The sequence below is a fragment of the Rhizobium sp. RM genome (assembly GCF_013390595.1).
Taxonomy (GTDB): Bacteria; Pseudomonadota; Alphaproteobacteria; order Rhizobiales; family Rhizobiaceae; genus Agrobacterium.
On record NZ_JACAWV010000023.1, the window covers coordinates 158047 to 175079 of the forward strand.

Here is a 17033-nt window from a genome sequence, read left to right on the forward strand (position 1 = left end):
CCTGAATTCAATTGACAGCGGCGGTCGTGCCGCCAAGAAACGCCCGCTGGACCGCTGGGTCGGCAGAAAGGCTTTCGGCCGAACCGGCTCCGACAACACGTCCGGCCTCGAGCAAATAACCGCGATCGGCAAGAGCGAGGCTCTCGCGCACATTCTGCTCCACAAGGAGGATCGCCAGCCCGGTGGCACGGATCTGGGCAAGAGCCGCGAAAAGCTCCTGCGTCACGATTGGCGCAAGGCCGAGGCTCGGTTCATCGAGCAACAGGTAATCGGGAGATGACATCAGCGCGCGACCGATCGCCACCATCTGCTGTTCGCCACCGGACATGGTTCCGGCGATCTGGCCACGCCGTTCTGCAAGCCGCGGAAAGAGTGCGAAAACGCTGTCACGTGTTTGGGCCTCAAGGCCGCGTGCATGTGAGGGATTGGCACCAAGGCGAAGGTTTTCCTCGACCGTCAGGGCCGGGAATATGCCTCGCCCCTCAGGCACGACTGCGATGCCATGGTCGACAATCGCGTGAGGTGGAATGGTGGCGAGCGAGGTATTGTCGACACGAACATCACCGGAGGCCGGTTTGACAAGGCCGGCAATTGCTTTCAGCAACGACGACTTGCCGGCACCGTTTGCACCGAGAAGCACGACGGTTTCCCCCCGCGCAACGCTTAAACTTACCCCGTCCACGGCAAGATGTTTGCCATAACGGATTGTCAGGGTGTCGATCTCAAGCATGGGCCACTCCGAGATAGGCTGAAATCACGGTGGGATCGTCGAGGACGGAAGACGTTGGGCCATCTGCAATCTTGCGGCCTGCCGCCATGACAACGGACCGGGGGCAGAGTGCGCGCACGGCCGCCATGATATGTTCTACAAGCAGGATGGTCGTTCCTTCACGCGAGAGTTGACGGATCAGTTCAATTCCCTCCGTCAGTTCTGTCGGATTAAGGCCAGCAAGCCATTCATCGAGCAACAGCAACTTCGGCTCGCCTGCAAGTGCGCGCGCAAGTTCCAGCCGTTTCTGATCGATATAGGTCAGGTCGCCGGCGTTGATGTGCTCGCGGCCCGCAAGGCCTATCCGCTTCAGGCATTGACGGGCAACATCCTCTGCGTCGACTCTGGAAAGCTGTCGCGGACCGAAGACGGCGGAAACGGCGACATTCTCCAGCAATGAGAGGGACGGCAGCAGTCGCACGAGCTGGAAGGTGCGTGCCACGCCTGAGCGGGCAATCAGATCCGGTCGCATACCACCCGTCTCCTTGCCGTCCAGACGGATCGAGCCCTCCGTCGGCTTCAGAGCGCCAGAAATGAGGTTCATCAGCGTCGTCTTGCCGGAACCATTTGGACCGAGCAGCCCGACAACCTCACCCGGGGCGATGGAGAAGCTTAGCCCGTCCACGGCTTTCAGCCCGCCAAATGTCTTGCGTATCTCTTTTATCTCAAGAACGGGCGTCATGCGCGCGCCTCCTTCCTGCGGATTTTCTCTATTGCAGCCAAGACGCCATCGGGCAGAGCAAAAACGATGATGATGAAAAGGAGGCCGAGAATGATCGAGAAGTGGTTCGGGAAGTTTGCCCCTAGCCATTCGAACAGAAGGAAGAGTGGAACCGCACCCAGAATCGGTCCCCAACGACGGTTTGCGCCGCCAAGAAGCGCCATGATGACGGTCAGGAACGAGACCTGCGGGTTAAAGACGATGGCTGGCTCTATGTAGACCCAGCGCGGTGCCTGGATCGCACCGACCAGCGTAATGATCGTCGCGGAGAGCACAAAGAGGGTCAGCTTGGCTCGCGCCAGATTGATGCCGGCATGCTGGGCAACCACCTCATCGTCACCGATCGCTTTGAGGGCAAGACCAAGCCTGCTGCGTTCGATTAGCGCTGCAAGGAGGAGGGTCACAACGGCGAGCGCCAGAAGCTGCCACAGGACATGCTGGGGTTCGATCGGCAGGAAAATGTAGCGGCCGAGCGTACCGGTCAGATTGACCTCGTACCAGGTAATGAGCTGACGGATAAGTTCGGCAAGACCGAAGGAGAAAATCACGAAATAGATGCCTGCAACACGAAGCGTCGAAAGGCCGACGACCAGTGCGAGCCCTGCCCCAACGAGCGCGGCGCAAATGAGAACGAGTGGCCAGGCAAGCACTTCGCTCAGAACAGCGACCGTGTAGGCGCCGACACCGAAGAAGGCGACGGTGGCAAGGGAGACGTAGCGTGTCGGGCCGGAGAACATGGCCCAGGCCGAAGCGAGCGTTGCGTAACCGAGGAGACCGACGATCACACCGACACCATAGGCATCGAAGAAGAAGGGTGAGAGAGCGAGAAGGGCAACAACTATGGCGGAGATGACGAGCGCGATCATTTGCCTCTCCTTGCAAAGATGCCTTCCGGCCGCCAGAGCAGGACAGCAAGGAACAGAGCGTAAGTTGCGGCAAGTGTCAGCCCGGGATCGACATAAACAAGCACGAAGGTTTCCACGAGACCGAGCAGCAGACCGGCAACAAGCGCACCAAGCAGGTTGCCGACACCACCCATGATAACCACGACGAGTGCTTTCATGGTGAAGACCACGCCATAGGAGGCAGAGAACGTCTGGTACATCGAAATCATGACGCCGCCTGCAACCGCCAACGCGCCACCAAGCGCAAATCCGGAACGGGCGATACGGTTGACGTCGATGCCGACAAGTGGCGCAGAGCGCGGAGCAAGGGCGACGGCGCGCAGGTTCAGGCCCCAGCGGCTATGCGTCAATGCGAGATAAAGCCCCCCACCGATCACCACCGACAGAACGAAGGACAGCACCCTGTTGAGGGCAACAGTTGTTCCGAAGATGTCGACGCCTTCAGTCAGATAGGAATAGGAGTGATAATTGCCGCCAAAGACGACGAGCATGACGCCCTGGATGACAAACAGCAGGCCGAAGGTTGCCAGAATGGAATCGACTTCGAGGCGGCCGCTCCCGCCTGAGCGGTGCACAAGCGGACGCATCATGACCTGATAGACGGCAAACGAAAATACGTAACCGGCCGGGGCTGCGATCAAAAGCGCGCTGAGGGGCGAAATACCGAAGCCGGAAAAAAGGACGAAAGTCAGGAAGGCGGCGGCAATCAGGACTTCGCCATAAGCGAGGTTCATGATGCGCGCGATGCCATATTGCAGCGAAAGTCCAAGCGCAATGAGCGCATAGGTCCCGCCCAGCATCAAGCCGAAGACGAGGGTGGATAAAAACACGAGAAATTTCTCCACTATGCAGGAGTAGCGGGCATCGGGAGCCGGTGCTTGAAGACACCGGCTCACGGTAAAAGATTACCAGTTGGGCTTCGGGACGACCGGTTTTGCGGCACCGGTTCGATCAGTGGGCGCGATGGCGACGAAACGGTCACCCTGCCACTGTCCGGCCCACCAGAGTTGGCGGAGCTGGTTGTCCTCAAGCTTGACCGGACCGATGACCGTATCGAATTCGCCGGTCGACAGTTCTTTTGCCACGGCAGCCTTGTCCAGGCCGACACGCTTTACCGACTGCGCGAGCATTTCGAGGCTGGCATAGGTGATGGCACTTGCCCAGCTATCGGGTTTCGCACCGATGAACGCTTCATGGCGCTTGAAGTAATCGGCGATCTTGTCGCTCGTTCCATCGACACCGCCAATGCTGATGACGCCTTCATGTTTTCCGTCCGAAACTTTCGGGAAAATTGGGAAGGCACCACCAACACCAACGTAGAAAACCTTGGGATTGAATTTGTTGGTCTGCGCCTGCTTCGTCACTGCAAAGCTGTCCGGCGGGTATGAAAAGGCAATGAAGCTATCTGCGCCACTTGCGGCGGCTTCATTGACGAGCGCCGCGAAATCCGACGTGCCGACCGGGTATGTCTTGTCGTAGGCCAGTGTGAAACCCGCCTCCTTCAAGGCCGGGCGTGCCGCCTTGATAAGATCGATCCCGAAACCGTCAGCGACGGAAATCACCGCGACCTTGTCGTTGATCTGTCCCGCATCGCGCGCTGCCTTGAGAACGCCTGCGAGCGAATTGGCATAGTCATGCCCGCCGCCGAGCATCCAGAAGCTTTTCTTCCAGCGTGCGGCAAACTCAGGTGCCTTGTCGGTCACGCCGGTGACTGCAAGCTGCGGGTAACCGAAGCGATCATAAAGTGGCGCCACAGCGAGGTTAAACCCGGTCCCCCAGGGCGGCAGCAGAAAGTCGACCTTGTCTTGGCTGGCCAGACGCTCGGTCGAACGAACCGCATCTTCGGCAGAGGAGCGGTCATCATATTCGACGACCTCGATGGGAAGACGTGATCCGTCGGGAAGCGTCAAACCGCCCGCATCGTTCACTTCCTTGACCCAGAGCTTGTAGTTCGGAATGGTCGTGATGCCTGCTCCGGTCGCGTTGGCACCACTTTTAGACACGGCATAACCGATCTTTACAGACGTGCGGTCTTGCGCGTGGCTCAGCGACGGCGTGATGGCCGAAACGGCAATACCGGACAGCAGGCAGAACAGCGTTCTGCGCTTCAAAATATTCATGATTTTCCTCCCAAGCGCGTCTCTGAAGGTAGCCGGCTCCTCCCCGGCATCCTTGTGCGCTGATCAAAGTTTAACAGCGACAAGGCGATATAAAATGCACTAGTGTATCCCATTATTGTACTTTTGGAGCTACACAATGCCAACATCGCTCCCTTTGCCATCGCTCCGGTCACAAATGATCGAGGCCAGAATTCTGGCACCTGCACTGAGGATTTCGGAATTTCGCCTTGAGGCAAATGCAGCCCACCTTCTGATCCTTTCATCAGGAGAAGCGGAGATCATTCGTGACGAGGCGCAGATGACGGTCCAGGCCTCCGAAATGATCTGGCTACCCTCTGGCGGGGCCGGCCGTTTAAGGCTTAATGCGGGGAGCAGAGGCACGTGGCTGAAGGCAACGGAAATCGGGCTTGCCCACGCAATGCCAACTGGCACCAGCGCCATGGCGGTGCGCGAAACCTTGCAGCGTGTGCTGAAACAGAGCCTGTCCGACAAAGACCGGCGAGAACTGACAAACTATCTTGAGACGATCTCGACGGAAGGTTTTCAACCTGCAACCGGATCAGACAGTATCATCACCAGCCTCTTGAGTGTCATTCTTATCCGCCTCTGCCAGCAGGCGATTGTCAATCTCACCAGTGCAACGACGTCGACGAGCAGTATTGTCGAGCGTTTCGTATTGCTTGTGGCGCAACATAAGCGCGATCAGTTGACGGTCGAAACCTGTGCAGAAAAGCTTGGCACCAGCCGCGAGCGGCTCGGCGCTGCCATCCGTAAGGCGACGGGCTTATCGCCGCAGCACTACATTCACCGCGAACTGCTTTCGGAGGCGAAAGACCTTCTCGTCAATTCATCACTACAGGTAACGGAAATTGCCTTCCGGCTGGGCTTTCAGGACCCTGGATATTTCAACCGTTTCTTCACCCGCAACGAAGGCACATCACCGGGGCGTTTTCGTCGCAATGCAAGGCGCGCCCAGGACAAGGCGGTTCAGTCCTACGCCGCCTGGCCATGAACGGGATCTCACCTTGTCACGGAAAAAGGTTCAAATCCCTTCCCGTGACGCGCGATGGCGGCCGATCGGCAGCATCATCGGTTTTCCCGATGTCGGATCGATGATGACGCGGCTTTCAATACCAAATACGTGACGGACATTGTCTTCCGTCAACACATCTTCGGGCCTGCCGGAAACGTGCAGGCGTCCCCCGCTCATGGCGACCAGGAAATCAGCGTAACGGGCGGCCAGATTGAGATCGTGCAGGACCATGACAACGGTGGTTCCGCGTGTCTGGTTAAGATCGGTCAGAAGGTCCAGCACCTCGACCTGGTGATTGATGTCGAGAAAGGTCGTTGGCTCATCGAGCAACAGAATATCGGTCTCCTGGGCAAGCGCCATGGCGATCCATACCCGCTGGCGTTGCCCACCGGACAATTCGTCGACAGGCCGGTCGGCGAGATCTGCGGTTTTCGTTGCCGAAAGTGCTGTTGCGACAGCTTCATCGTCCTTGCGCGTCCAGCGCGAGAACACGCCGTGGTGGGGATGGCGCCCGCGGCTGACGAGATCGGAAACCAGAATACCCTCGGGAGCGATCGGTGACTGTGGCAAAAGCCCCATGGTACGTGCAAGTTCGCGTGAGGGTGTGCGATGGATCGATTTGCCGTCCAGCAATACGTGGCCGTGTCGCGGAGAAACGAGCCTGGACATGGCGCGTAGCAGGGTCGACTTTCCGCATGCATTGGCACCGACAACAACGGTGACCTTGCCTGGCGGCACGACGAGATCGAGGCCCTCCAGAATAACAGTGTCGCCATATCCCGCCGACAATTGGCTCGCGGATAAAGAATGGATCGTCATAATGAGGCTCCGCCGCGATTAACGCGCACGATAAGATAGATGAGGTAGGGAGCACCGAGCGCACCGGTGACGACACCGACCGGGTAACGGCCGGGCAGGACAAACTGGCCGCAATAATCTCCTACGAGTACAAGCACCGCACCGATGAGAGCGGAGGGAACAAGCAGAGATCCGTTGTTTCCCATGACACGGGCAGCAATCGGACCGGACAGGAATGCCACGAATGCGATCGGTCCTGTCACGGCTGTTGCCGTGGCAATCACGCCGACCGCTGAGACGATCACGACGATGCGGGTTTTCGCGACACCGACCCCGAGTGCTGCGGCTGCATCGTCTCCGAGGCGCAGTGCTTCAAGGTCACGGGCACGGCTGAGTAGGAGACCGCCGAAAACGAGGAGCGCTATGGCAAGGGGTGCAGCCTGATCGAGCTTTGCACCATTGACGCTGCCTGTCAGCCAGCGCATCGCCTCCTGCAATGTCCAGGCAGGTGCTGCCGACAGGATGTAGGCGACAAAGCTCTCCAGCATGGCCGAAACACCAATGCCGACAAGGATCAGGCGGGTACCGGCGACGCCATTCCGGAAGGAGAGGCCATAAACGAGAAGCGCGATGCCCAGACCGGCGATCACCGCAAAGATCGAGACAGCAGGGCCACTCAACGACAGGACAACGATGGCAAAAACCGCGGCGGCGCTTGCTCCGGCGCTGATGCCGATAATGTCGGGACTGGCGAGCGGGTTGCGCAACATGGTCTGGAAAGCGACCCCACCAAGACCAAAGCTGAGGCCCGCCAGGATTGACAGGACTGCACGTGGCAAACGTAACTGGCCAACGGTGAAGCTGACGCCTGCGATGTTTTCACCGAGCAACACACGCATCACCTCTCCCGGCGGCGTGAAGGATTGCCCCAGCATTAGGGTAAGGAGAAATGTGGAGACGAGTGTCAGAACGAGAACGCCGATCACCACGTTTCGCCGGTACGCACGATGGCGCCGGTTTTGAGTAACGGAGGAAATGATGGGTTCGAGTGTCGTCACAGTTCACGGACCCGCTGACGTCTGACGATCCAGATGAAGAAAGGTGCACCGATGAAAGCCGTGACGATACCGACATCGAGTTCTGATGGCCGGGCGATGATGCGCCCGCCGACATCGGCAGCCAGAAGCAGGCATGCGCCGCCAAGGGCCGAAAACGGCAGCAGCCAGCGATGATCGACGCCAGCCAGCAGACGGCAAAGATGCGGTACGACAAGGCCGACAAAACCGATCGGCCCACAGATTGCTGTCGTCGCGCCACAAAGAAGGATCGCACCGAAAGAGGCGACACCGCGCGCGAGTGCGACGTTTTCGCCGAGCCCCGCTGCAAGCTCATCACCGAGTGCGAGGGAATTGAGTTTTCTCGCTGATAGAAGGCTGATGGCAAAACCGATGAGGAGGAACGGCAAGACGGGAAGAATGCGATCGAGCGTTGCGCCGCCAACGCCACCAATTTGCCAGGCGCGTATTCCCCCGGCGATATCATTGCGGGGAAGAACGACGGCGATCACCAGCGAAGAAAATGCGACTGAGGTCGCGGCTCCAGCGAGTGCGAGTTTCAGCGGGGTTGCACCACCTCGCCCGAGCGAACCTATGACATAAACGAAAACCGCAGACGCCCCTGCCCCACAAATGGCGACGAGAATGAAGGCATTGGCAGACGCGATATCAAACCATGCCACGGCCACGACGACGGCAAGCGAAGCGCCCATATTGACCCCGAGAATGCCGGGATCAGCAAGAGGATTGCGGGTCACGCCTTGCATGACAGCACCCGCCAGACCAAGGGCTGCGCCAGCAAGAAGGGCGAGCAAGGTTCTCGGCAATCTGGCCGCCACTGCTGCCTGGGCAACATTGTCGATCTGACCGCCAAGTGCAGCGAAGATATCGGTGAGCCCGACTGAACGCGTTCCGACGGATACGGAAAGCGCGCACATGACGAGAAGAAGGACTGCAACGGCCATCATGGCAGACCATCTGACCTTGCTCGACTGGACCGCGAAAGGCTTACTCTCTGCCCGCCCCGTATTTGCAGAGATCATTGCGATTTCCCGGCAGATTTGGCCGCTGCCTTGGCAAGCAGATCGGCGTAGTCTTTCAGGACCCAGGAAATCGACAAAGGCGTCGGGTTTGATGCCGTCCCGAGCGGGTTTCGTCCGAGCATGACAATGGAATCGTTTGTGACGGCAGGCATGCGCGACAACAGCGGATCGGCGCGCATGGCATCGAGCAATGGCTGGCTGCCGTAGGTGACGACAATATCGACATCATCGAAGGCATCGACCCGTTCTGCACTGACACCTGCTGCAAACTGTCCGGGCTTTGTAGCGTCGACAACGCTTTTCGGTGATGTGAGGCCGAGGTCGGCGAAGAATTTCACGCGGCTGTCATTGGCCGTATAGAAGTTGACGATGCTGAGATTGGTCGCATCAAGATGTGTGACGAACATCGCCTTTTTGCCCGCAAGTTGCGGATGCCCCGTTACGACGCTTGCGATTTCCTTTTCGATACGAGCAATTAGCGCTTCACCTTCCGCCTTCATGCCTAGCCCCGCACTGTTGAGACGGATCATCTCACGCCAGTCGGTCGACCATGGTGCATCGGGATAGGCGACAACAGGTGCAATCTGGCTCAGCGTATCGTAGTCGGACTGGCTAAGACCGGAATAGGCCGCAAGAATGACATCCGGTTGCGTTGCGGCCACCGCCTCGAAATCGATACCGTCACCTTCATCAAAGAGGGCAGGCTTTTCGGCACCGAGCTCCTTGAGCTTTTCGGCGACCCAGGGGAGCAGGCCGTCTCCATCGTCATCCCCGAAATTTGCAGCCGCAAAACCGACGGGAACGATGCCCAGCGCCAATGGTACCTCGTGGTTGGCCCAGGCAACGGTCACCACGCGCTCCGGCTTTTTCGCGATTGTCGTGGTCCCCAATGCGTGCTTGATCACAATCGGATAGGTCGTGCCTTCATCCGCCATTACGGGCGTCAATCCCGCAAATGACAGGCAGATTGCGATCAAGGGCACAAGGCGGCGCAGCAAGCGGAACATTGGTGGCACTCTCGAAACGTTAAAAGTGGACTTCAAGTCTCAGCTTAGCCCTTAGCCGTCAAGCGCGATGTGGGAGACGGCACGGATCAGGCGTGAAGTTTCCGTGGTTTCCTACAAAGGAGACAAAATCTACAATACTGGATAAATAGGCTCAAGTTAGTAGCGCTACAGGGGCATATCTGATCAGGTCACCTTCCGCAGGCAGGAGGCGTTCCAGGGAACCCTGACTATTTTATTCTGTTGGAAGTTGGACATATGAATATCGACAGATCAGGCAAACCTTCATTGAATGCGCTTATTCGCTCAAGGAGCATGGCGCTTCTCGGCTGCACAGCCCTTGCCGCCTTCGCACCCTCTCTCTCATTCGCTCAGGATGCCAGCCAGTCCACCTCTGGAACGACGCTCGCGCCGATCGTTGTTCGGGGTAACGGCGGCGCTGCAAAACTCGATACCAGCAACGACTCGAAATCGATCGTGGCGACGGAGACGACTGGCGTCGGCAAAATGGCGACCGATGTTCTCGTCGCACCTGCATCGGTATCGGTGATCACCTCGAAGGAAATCGAGGAGCGTGGTGCCGACAGCGTTGAAAAAGTCGTGCAGTACACTGCTGGCGTCGTAACCGACTTCTACGGCGGCGATGACCGTTTTGACTATGTGGATATTCGCGGCTTCACGCCGAACACCTATCGCGACGGCCTGGTTGTCGGCAGAACGTTCGGCGGCACCAAAGAAGAGCCTTACGCCTTTGAGCGGATCGAGGTTTTGAAGGGCACGAGTTCGTCCGCCTTCGGTGCAGCTGAACCCGGCGGCTCGATCAACTATGTGACGAAGACGCCTAAAAGCGGCCGTTTCGGTGAAGTCTATGGGACTACCGGTTCTTACGCTCACAAGGAAGCCGGTTTCGACTTCGGCGACAACATCACCGCCGACGACACGCTCTCTTACCGCCTGACGGGTAAATTCCAGCGCGCTGACGCCGAGTACGATTACTCGAAGAATGACGAGAACTTCATCATGGGCGGCCTTACCTGGCGCCCATCCGACATGACGAGCCTGACATTCGTCTATGACCACCTCGACAAGCAGGGCGTTCCGGGTAGCGGCGGTCACCCGCTTGGAACAGACTTCGACCGTAGCGTGTTCTTCGGCGAGCCTGACTATTATTTCAACGACATCAACCGCAATACCTACAGCCTGATGTTCGATCATGATTTTGGCAACGGTTTGAGTTTCCGCTCGAACGCGCGCTATGTCAGGTCTGATCTTGACTTCGGAAGCGCCTATATCGCCAGCACCAGCACCAACGGTTCGAATACGGCCGGCCGCTACTTCTTCGGAAGCGACACCTCGACCGAGCAATTCGTGATCGATGCGAACCTGATTTACGAGACGACGTTCGACAACATCGAAAGCCGCACGCTCGCAGGTGTCGATTACAATCATTTCCAGTCGCAGAACTACGGTCTCTATTACGGTCCGGCCGGTGTCTCCGGTGGCACGACGCCGCCGATCAACTGGGTCAATCCGGTCTATACGGGTGGCCCGGCGTCGCTTGCCGCGACCTCAGGTTCAAAAAGCGACCAGAAGACCAACGCCGTCTATCTGCAGCAGGACCTGACGTTTTCGGACCGGCTGACTGTGAGCCTTGGGCTTCGCAACGACTGGTTGGATCTCAGCCAGACGAACCTCTTTGCGCCCTACACCACGCAGACAGCCGATCACAGCGAGTTCACGACCCGTTTTGGCGCGAGCTACAAGATCACCGAGGAACTGGCCGCCTATGCGAGCTACGCGGAATCCGCTGCACCACCGGCTGTCGGGATCAACCCGGCGACCGGCGGTCAGATTGAGCCGACGACCGGCACGCAATACGAGGTTGGTGTCAAGTACCGCCCGGAAGCCTTCCCTGCCCTCTTCACCGCATCGGTCTATGATCTTTCGAAAGAAAACATCACCGTCTACGACCAGGTTACCTATATTCCTGCAACGGTGAAAAAGGTCAGACATCGCGGTCTGGAACTCGAAGCCAAGGCTGAACTGACGGATAACATCAATCTTATCGCAGCCTACAGCTACATCGATTCCAAAATCGATGAACCGGGTGGCGTCAACGACGGCAACCGCCTGATGCGCGTTCCGAAACATCTTGCTTCGATCTGGGGTACTTACACTCTCCAGGGCGAAGGCGCCCGTGGCGACATGACGTTCGGTGTCGGAGCACGGTATACCGACTCCTATTTCACCAACATCACCAACACGATCTCATCTGACAGCGCTGTGATCTTTGATGCGGCCTTCACCTACAAGATCAAGGAGAACACGACGTTCCAGCTGAACGTCAACAACGTGTTCGATGAAAAGCACATGGCAAGCCGCGACGCCGGTGCGCTCTATTACAATCCTGGCCGTACCGTCTACGCGACGCTGCGCCAGACCTGGTAATTGCGACACCCGGCTGGCCTGGTGCCGGCCGGACCGTATAGTACTCCTCAGCCTGTCTGCCGCATGCGCCGCCATGCGGCAGGCGTGTCACCGACAACCTGGCGAAACGACTTGGTCAAATGAGCCTGGTCGGAAAAGCCGAGCTGGGCGGCGATGTCGGCGACAGCGAGGTCGCCATTGAGCAAAAGCTTCTGAGCGACATCGATCCGCTTTTCCAGTTGCCATTGCAGGGGCGTCTTGCCCGTGGTCTGTTTGAAGACATTTGAAAACCAGCTCTCCGATAGACCGACGATCGCGGCCATCTCGGCCACGCTCATTCGACCATCGCAGCGCCCGTCAAAACGGGCGTTCAGCTTGTTGATCTGTGCCTGTGTCAGCCTGCCACCGGAAGGGTCAGCCGCCTGGTCTGGAATTTCAAGGAGACCCGCAACAATGGAGCCGACGAGGCTTTCGGCATAGACGGCGTGTTTCGAGGGTTCGGACACCTCGTCGACCAGCAGCCCGGCGAGCGTCTCGATGGCTCCGAGGTCCTGGATTTCGACGGGCCGGCGCATAGCCGCCATCGCTGCGGATGATCCGACCGACGGCGACAGAAACCGCATCACCCGGTCCTTGTGCATGTGGAGATTGAGGTGCGAGAAGCGATGGGTAGCGCTGCTCGATGTCCATAGGGGAACACCCGCCGGAACGTAGACCGCCCGTGACATCGGCCGGGAATTGCCCGGAAATGCGCTGTTCTGATTGGATATCTGAACGCGCGAGGAGACATCATTGAAAAAGATCATGATGCGCGGATCGTCAGCGAGATAATAACCACTGGCGCCTGCCTGGCTTTCCGCCTGCCAATAAGCGCTTACAAGACCGTCGAGGCACCGCCACTTGACGGGAGCCGTGAGGCGAATGCCCTCGGTGTGCCATGTCATGGAATGCCAAAAACTCAATGTCTGTGTCCGCCCACTTCTAGAACGACGATGGTGCTGAGATGGCGTTGCGACGATCCGGCCTTCAAATGCTCGCTGTCGTCAGCCGCAAATGAAGTTGCGATATCTCCGCCAAAAGGTGATGCCATAATATGAGTACTTTTATCATCTTACTCATCTGGAGCAAGATGGTAAAATCCTGAGAAATGTTTCTCACCGCATGGCACGTCGAAAGCCTTGAATACGAGGCGCCTGGACGTTTCGATTCAAATTGCAGGTAATTTATCGGGCTATATGCAACGCAGAGTCGCCAGTAATATTTGTCTGTCGCGTGTCCCCTGAAACAGGCAAGCGGCATTGAAGCCCGGCGCGCACAGGACGCGACGGGCTTCTTTTATAAAATGACGGGTAAAATCTCGGCCGTCTTTGAGCCCATCAGTTCATCCGGCGTTCATTTTGGGGAATGCAAATTCCGCCCACCACACCGCCATATGTGGTTTCAAGAGGCCCGTATTTTTCCCCCAGCCCGTACGGGCCTCTTGTTATGGCTTTTCGCGCCGACTGATCCAACAAACGCAAGGCCGTTCAGCTATCCGGCTTGCTGGTTTTGCGGACCGGTTTGAAGTCGACGATCAACGATTTCAGCTCGATTTCTCGCACGCGCCGCGCTGCCTCGACAGGAGAAACCCAGTCGATCCTACGCTCCCCCCGTTCCTTGAACTTACCATCGACCTCGGTCACCTCGATCTGGAACACGTCGACGATGCAGGGCGTGACATCGCCATTGTCGAGCATTTTGAGGTAGGTATAGCGGCCGACAGGTTTCTTCCTGGCCCGACCACGTACGCCCGCTTCTTCCCACGCCTCGATCTCGGCGGCCTCGTGTGGCTCCTTTCGCTTCATGGGCCAGCCCTTCGGGATGATCCATCGTCCACTGTCACGAGAGGTCACGAGAAGGATCTCGGCGTCCTTGCCGTTTGAGGCATAACGAAAACACAAGGCCGCATATTGCTGCTCGAATGCACCTCGAAACAGCTTGTCTGGAACCTGGGCAAGTTGCTGCAACAACGTCCGTGGTCTGGTTGGGGGGGCTTTACTGGCTTTTTTCGGACGCTTCATAACGGTTGATAGTGCTTATTTTCCGGGTTGCATCAACGGCCGGGCTGGTTTTATGACAGTTTTATGACAAGCAGCGCCAAAGAAGGCAAATTCGCATGATGAGCATATTCCGCAAGCTGATGCCGCGTGAAGACCGTTTCTTCGACATGTTCAACAAACATTCGGAAACCGTGGTCACCGCAGCACAGGCACTGGACCGCCTTTTGAGCGGCGAAAACGTCCAGGCAAACTGCGATCTGATCGTTACCCTGGAAGACCAGGCCGATGACATCACGCGCGACGTGCTCCTGGCCGTCCGCCGCAGTTTCATCACACCTTTCGACCGCGGCGACATCAAGGACCTGATCCAGTCGATGGATGACGCGATCGACATGATGCACAAGACCGTCAAGACAATCAGGCTGTTCGAGCAGACGAGCTTCGATCCCCTGATGAAGCAGATGGGTCATGAGATCGTCAAGGCCGCAGGCCTGATCGCTGAAGCCATCCCGTTGCTTGAAAAGGTCGGCACGAACGCGCAGCGTCTTTCCTCGATCGCCGAGGAGATTACGCGCGTCGAAGGCCGTTCAGACGATCTGCACGACCAGGGCCTCAAGGACCTGTTCAAGCGCCACGGCGCTGCGGGTGACGCAATGGCCTACATGATTGGTAGCGAAATCTATGGTGAGCTCGAAAAGGTCGTCGACCGGTTCGAAGACGTCGCCAATGAAATCAGCGGCATTGTAATCGAGAACGTCTGATGGATGTCTCCCTCGCCTTGCCGCTTCTGATCGGCCTTATCGGGATAGCGCTGTTTTTCGACTTCCTGAATGGCCTCCATGACGCGGCCAACTCCATCGCCACGATCGTCTCCACCCGTGTGTTGCGGCCGCAATACGCGGTTGCCTGGGCCGCATTCTTCAATTTCATCGCGTTCCTGTTTTTTGGTCTGCATGTGGCCGAGACGCTCGGAACTGGCATTATCGATCCCGCGATCGTCTCACCGTCAGTGATCTTTGCAGCATTGATGGGCGCGATTGTCTGGAACATTGTCACCTGGATTTTCGGCATTCCCTCGAGCTCTTCGCATGCACTGATTGGCGGCCTCGTCGGCGCCGGTCTTGCAAAGGTCGGCTTCAGCTCGATCGTCTTTTCCGGACTGCTCAAAACTGTCGGGGCGATTTTCATGTCGCCGGCCATCGGCTTTTTCCTGGCTCTGCTGCTCGTCCTTACCGTTTCCTGGCTCTTCGTTCGCCAGACACCTTTTGCTGTCGACCGCACGTTCCGCGTCATGCAGTTCATCTCTGCATCGCTTTATTCGCTTGGCCATGGTGGCAATGACGCGCAGAAAACCATGGGTATCATTGCCGTGTTGCTATTCAGCCAGGGACACCTTGGTGAAAGCTTCTACGTTCCGTTCTGGGTGGTTATTTCCTGCCAGTCGGCAATGGCGCTTGGCACGCTGTTCGGCGGCTGGCGCATCGTGCACACGATGGGATCGAAGATCACGCGCCTCAACCCGATGCAGGGCTTTTGTGCCGAGACAGGCGGTGCCTTGACATTGTTTGGCGCAACCTGGCTCGGTATTCCCGTCTCGACGACCCACACGATCACAGGTGCGATCGTCGGCGTTGGTGCGGCGCGCCGTGTCTCTGCGGTACGCTGGGGCCTTGCGGGCAACATCGTGATTGCCTGGATTGTGACGATGCCTGCCGCAGCGCTGATATCGGCTTCTGTCTACTGGCTGACATCACTGTTCGGTTGAAAACCTCACCCGATAAGTCATTGCCAATTCCCGGGCCAAAATTGGCCCGGGCACGCTGGAAAGCGTTATGCAGCATTCCGGCTTCTGACGTCCTCGTAGCTTGACGGATAAACACCGCGCCGCTGAAGGATGGGGACGACTTCGTTGACGAAGGTCTCAAGATCACCGGGCAGATAAAGTGCCGAAATCGTAAAGCCATCAGCGGCTCCAGATTGCCACCACGATACGAGATGATCGGCAATTCCTTCAGGTGTCGCAATCAGGCCCGGAAGTTTCTCGACCTCGGCAAGCCCGCGCAGGGAAAGGCCATTGTCGAGGGCGACCGCACGTTTTGCCCTGACGACACCGATCGGAATAACGCTTTGGGAGACATCGCCGAAGTCTGCAGGCGAAAGCACTTTCTCTGCACCGGTTCGCTCGAGATCGATACCGAGCAGCTTTGCCAGCCGTTCGATATCTTCACCTGTAACCGGCGCAGCTTCGAGCTTTTCGCGCTTGAGCGCTGCAACTTCAGCTTCTGTCGAGCGGACAATTGGCGAGATGGCAGGCATCAGACGAGGCAGCTGGTCGCTACGACGGCCTAGAGCCTGAGCGGCCTCTCTCAACTCTGAACGGAATGCACGCGAGCCCTCAAGAGAAGCGCTCGGCGCATAAACGTAATCCGCATACCGGGCCGCGAGCGCCACGCCGTCGCGGGACCCGCCGGCCTGAACGATCTTTGGCCGGCCCCAGGAAGGAGCGGGCAGATTGAGCGGGCCTTCAACATCGAAGTGTGCGCCATGATGATTGATCGGCCTGACGTCACCGTAAAAGGGTGACTGGCCTTTTTCGCCGCCATTCCAGGGATAATGCCAACTGTCCCACAGGCGATGGACGACATCGACAAACTCTTCGGCGCGTTCATAGCGGGCCTTGCGATCAGGTAACCCTTGCGCTGAAAAGTTTGCAGCAATCTCTGGGTGCCAGCTCGTCACCACATTCCAGCCGATGCGCCCTTTGGTGAGGAGATTGAGGCTCTGAAGCTGTCTTGCGAGCGTGTAGGGATCGCCATAGGTCGTCGACGCGGTCACAATCGCACCGATGTCCGGCACCTGAGAGAGCACGGCCGCAAAGAGGACGAAGGGATCGAAGGTCTGTTCAGGTCGCGTGTTTTCGCTGATCAACAACTGCGGTCTGTCTGACATGAAGATATTGCTGAAAACGCCTCTATGCGCAATGCGCGCGTTTTCGACGTAATAGTCCAGGGTGAAGATGCGATCGAGCGGCAGATCGGGGCGCTTCCAGGAATCGTTTGCCGAACCTGAAGAATTGATCCAGGCGTTGAGCTCTAGGTACTGTGTCATATGATGCCCCA

At 57.8% G+C, this 17033-nt stretch carries 16 protein-coding genes; 4 read left to right on the plus strand and 12 right to left on the minus strand.

The genetic code is table 11. The features are described 5' to 3' along the window. Nucleotides 1–7: 7 nt before the first annotated feature. The 5 genes from HWX89_RS23425 to HWX89_RS23445 all read right to left on the minus strand — a co-directional run bounded on the left by HWX89_RS23425 (nucleotide 8) and on the right by HWX89_RS23445 (nucleotide 4515). A complete protein-coding gene (locus HWX89_RS23425) occupies nucleotides 8–730 on the minus strand; it encodes an ABC transporter ATP-binding protein (RefSeq protein WP_138792715.1) in 723 nt (240 codons plus the stop codon). Then, complete coding sequence (locus HWX89_RS23430; RefSeq protein ID WP_138792716.1) at nucleotides 723–1451, minus strand: ABC transporter ATP-binding protein; 729 nt, start codon at nucleotides 1449–1451, stop codon at nucleotides 723–725. The genes HWX89_RS23425 and HWX89_RS23430 overlap by 8 nt, the downstream gene beginning before the upstream one ends. Continuing rightward, nucleotides 1448–2356: a branched-chain amino acid ABC transporter permease gene (locus HWX89_RS23435; protein WP_138792717.1), complete on the minus strand. Its 909-nt coding sequence runs from the start codon at nucleotides 2354–2356 to the stop codon at nucleotides 1448–1450. Before HWX89_RS23435 ends, HWX89_RS23430 begins: the two co-directional genes overlap by 4 nt. Further along, entirely contained in the window at nucleotides 2353–3225 is an 873-nt protein-coding gene (locus HWX89_RS23440) for a branched-chain amino acid ABC transporter permease (RefSeq protein ID WP_138792718.1), read from the minus strand. The genes HWX89_RS23435 and HWX89_RS23440 overlap by 4 nt, the downstream gene beginning before the upstream one ends. 75 nt (nucleotides 3226–3300) lie before the next feature. Next, a complete protein-coding gene (locus HWX89_RS23445) occupies nucleotides 3301–4515 on the minus strand; it encodes an amino acid ABC transporter substrate-binding protein (RefSeq protein WP_138792719.1) in 1215 nt (404 codons plus the stop codon). Nucleotides 4516–4651: 136 nt separating this feature from the next. Between HWX89_RS23445 and HWX89_RS23450 the strand changes: the two genes are divergently transcribed. Beyond that, a complete protein-coding gene (locus tag HWX89_RS23450; RefSeq protein WP_138792720.1) occupies nucleotides 4652–5527 on the plus strand; it encodes a helix-turn-helix domain-containing protein in 876 nt (291 codons plus the stop codon). Nucleotides 5528–5557: 30 nt separating this feature from the next. Here HWX89_RS23450 and HWX89_RS23455 read toward each other — a convergent pair whose 3' ends face one another. Genes HWX89_RS23455 through HWX89_RS23470 form a run of 4 tightly spaced genes read right to left on the minus strand, consistent with a single transcriptional unit; the run spans nucleotide 5558 to nucleotide 9451 of the window. Continuing rightward, nucleotides 5558–6367: an ABC transporter ATP-binding protein gene (locus HWX89_RS23455; protein ID WP_138792721.1), complete on the minus strand. Its 810-nt coding sequence runs from the start codon at nucleotides 6365–6367 to the stop codon at nucleotides 5558–5560. Further along, nucleotides 6364–7404 (minus strand): FecCD family ABC transporter permease, encoded by a 1041-nt coding sequence (locus HWX89_RS23460; protein ID WP_138792722.1) that lies wholly within the window; start codon nucleotides 7402–7404, stop codon nucleotides 6364–6366. Before HWX89_RS23460 ends, HWX89_RS23455 begins: the two co-directional genes overlap by 4 nt. Further along, on the minus strand, nucleotides 7401–8444 hold the full coding sequence (locus HWX89_RS23465) for a FecCD family ABC transporter permease (RefSeq protein WP_138792723.1): 1044 nt from the start codon (nucleotides 8442–8444) through the stop codon (nucleotides 7401–7403). Before HWX89_RS23465 ends, HWX89_RS23460 begins: the two co-directional genes overlap by 4 nt. After that, on the minus strand, nucleotides 8441–9451 hold the full coding sequence (locus HWX89_RS23470) for an iron-siderophore ABC transporter substrate-binding protein (RefSeq protein ID WP_138792724.1): 1011 nt from the start codon (nucleotides 9449–9451) through the stop codon (nucleotides 8441–8443). Before HWX89_RS23470 ends, HWX89_RS23465 begins: the two co-directional genes overlap by 4 nt. Before the next feature lie 255 nt (nucleotides 9452–9706). Here HWX89_RS23470 and HWX89_RS23475 point away from each other — a divergent pair, with 255 nt between their 5' ends. Beyond that, a complete protein-coding gene (locus tag HWX89_RS23475; RefSeq protein ID WP_138792725.1) occupies nucleotides 9707–11896 on the plus strand; it encodes a TonB-dependent siderophore receptor in 2190 nt (729 codons plus the stop codon). A gap of 47 nt (nucleotides 11897–11943) precedes the next feature. Here HWX89_RS23475 and HWX89_RS23480 read toward each other — a convergent pair whose 3' ends face one another. Both HWX89_RS23480 and HWX89_RS23485 read right to left on the minus strand, forming a co-directional pair. Then, nucleotides 11944–12837 carry a helix-turn-helix domain-containing protein gene (locus HWX89_RS23480; RefSeq protein ID WP_178340910.1) on the minus strand — a complete coding sequence of 298 codons (894 nt, stop codon included), beginning with the start codon at nucleotides 12835–12837 and terminating at the stop codon, nucleotides 11944–11946. Between the two features lie 564 nt (nucleotides 12838–13401). After that, complete coding sequence (locus HWX89_RS23485) at nucleotides 13402–13935, minus strand: NUDIX hydrolase (RefSeq protein ID WP_138792727.1); 534 nt, start codon at nucleotides 13933–13935, stop codon at nucleotides 13402–13404. A 95-nt stretch (nucleotides 13936–14030) separates the two neighbouring features. Here HWX89_RS23485 and HWX89_RS23490 point away from each other — a divergent pair, with 95 nt between their 5' ends. Both HWX89_RS23490 and HWX89_RS23495 read left to right on the plus strand, forming a co-directional pair. Further along, nucleotides 14031–14675, plus strand: coding sequence for a DUF47 domain-containing protein (locus HWX89_RS23490; RefSeq protein WP_138792728.1), 645 nt, complete (start codon nucleotides 14031–14033; stop codon nucleotides 14673–14675). After that, nucleotides 14675–15679: an inorganic phosphate transporter gene (locus tag HWX89_RS23495; protein WP_138792729.1), complete on the plus strand. Its 1005-nt coding sequence runs from the start codon at nucleotides 14675–14677 to the stop codon at nucleotides 15677–15679. Before HWX89_RS23490 ends, HWX89_RS23495 begins: the two co-directional genes overlap by 1 nt. Nucleotides 15680–15744: 65 nt before the next feature. Here HWX89_RS23495 and HWX89_RS23500 read toward each other — a convergent pair whose 3' ends face one another. Continuing rightward, nucleotides 15745–17022, minus strand: coding sequence for an NtaA/DmoA family FMN-dependent monooxygenase (locus HWX89_RS23500; RefSeq protein WP_178340911.1), 1278 nt, complete (start codon nucleotides 17020–17022; stop codon nucleotides 15745–15747). Nucleotides 17023–17033 lie beyond the last annotated feature (11 nt).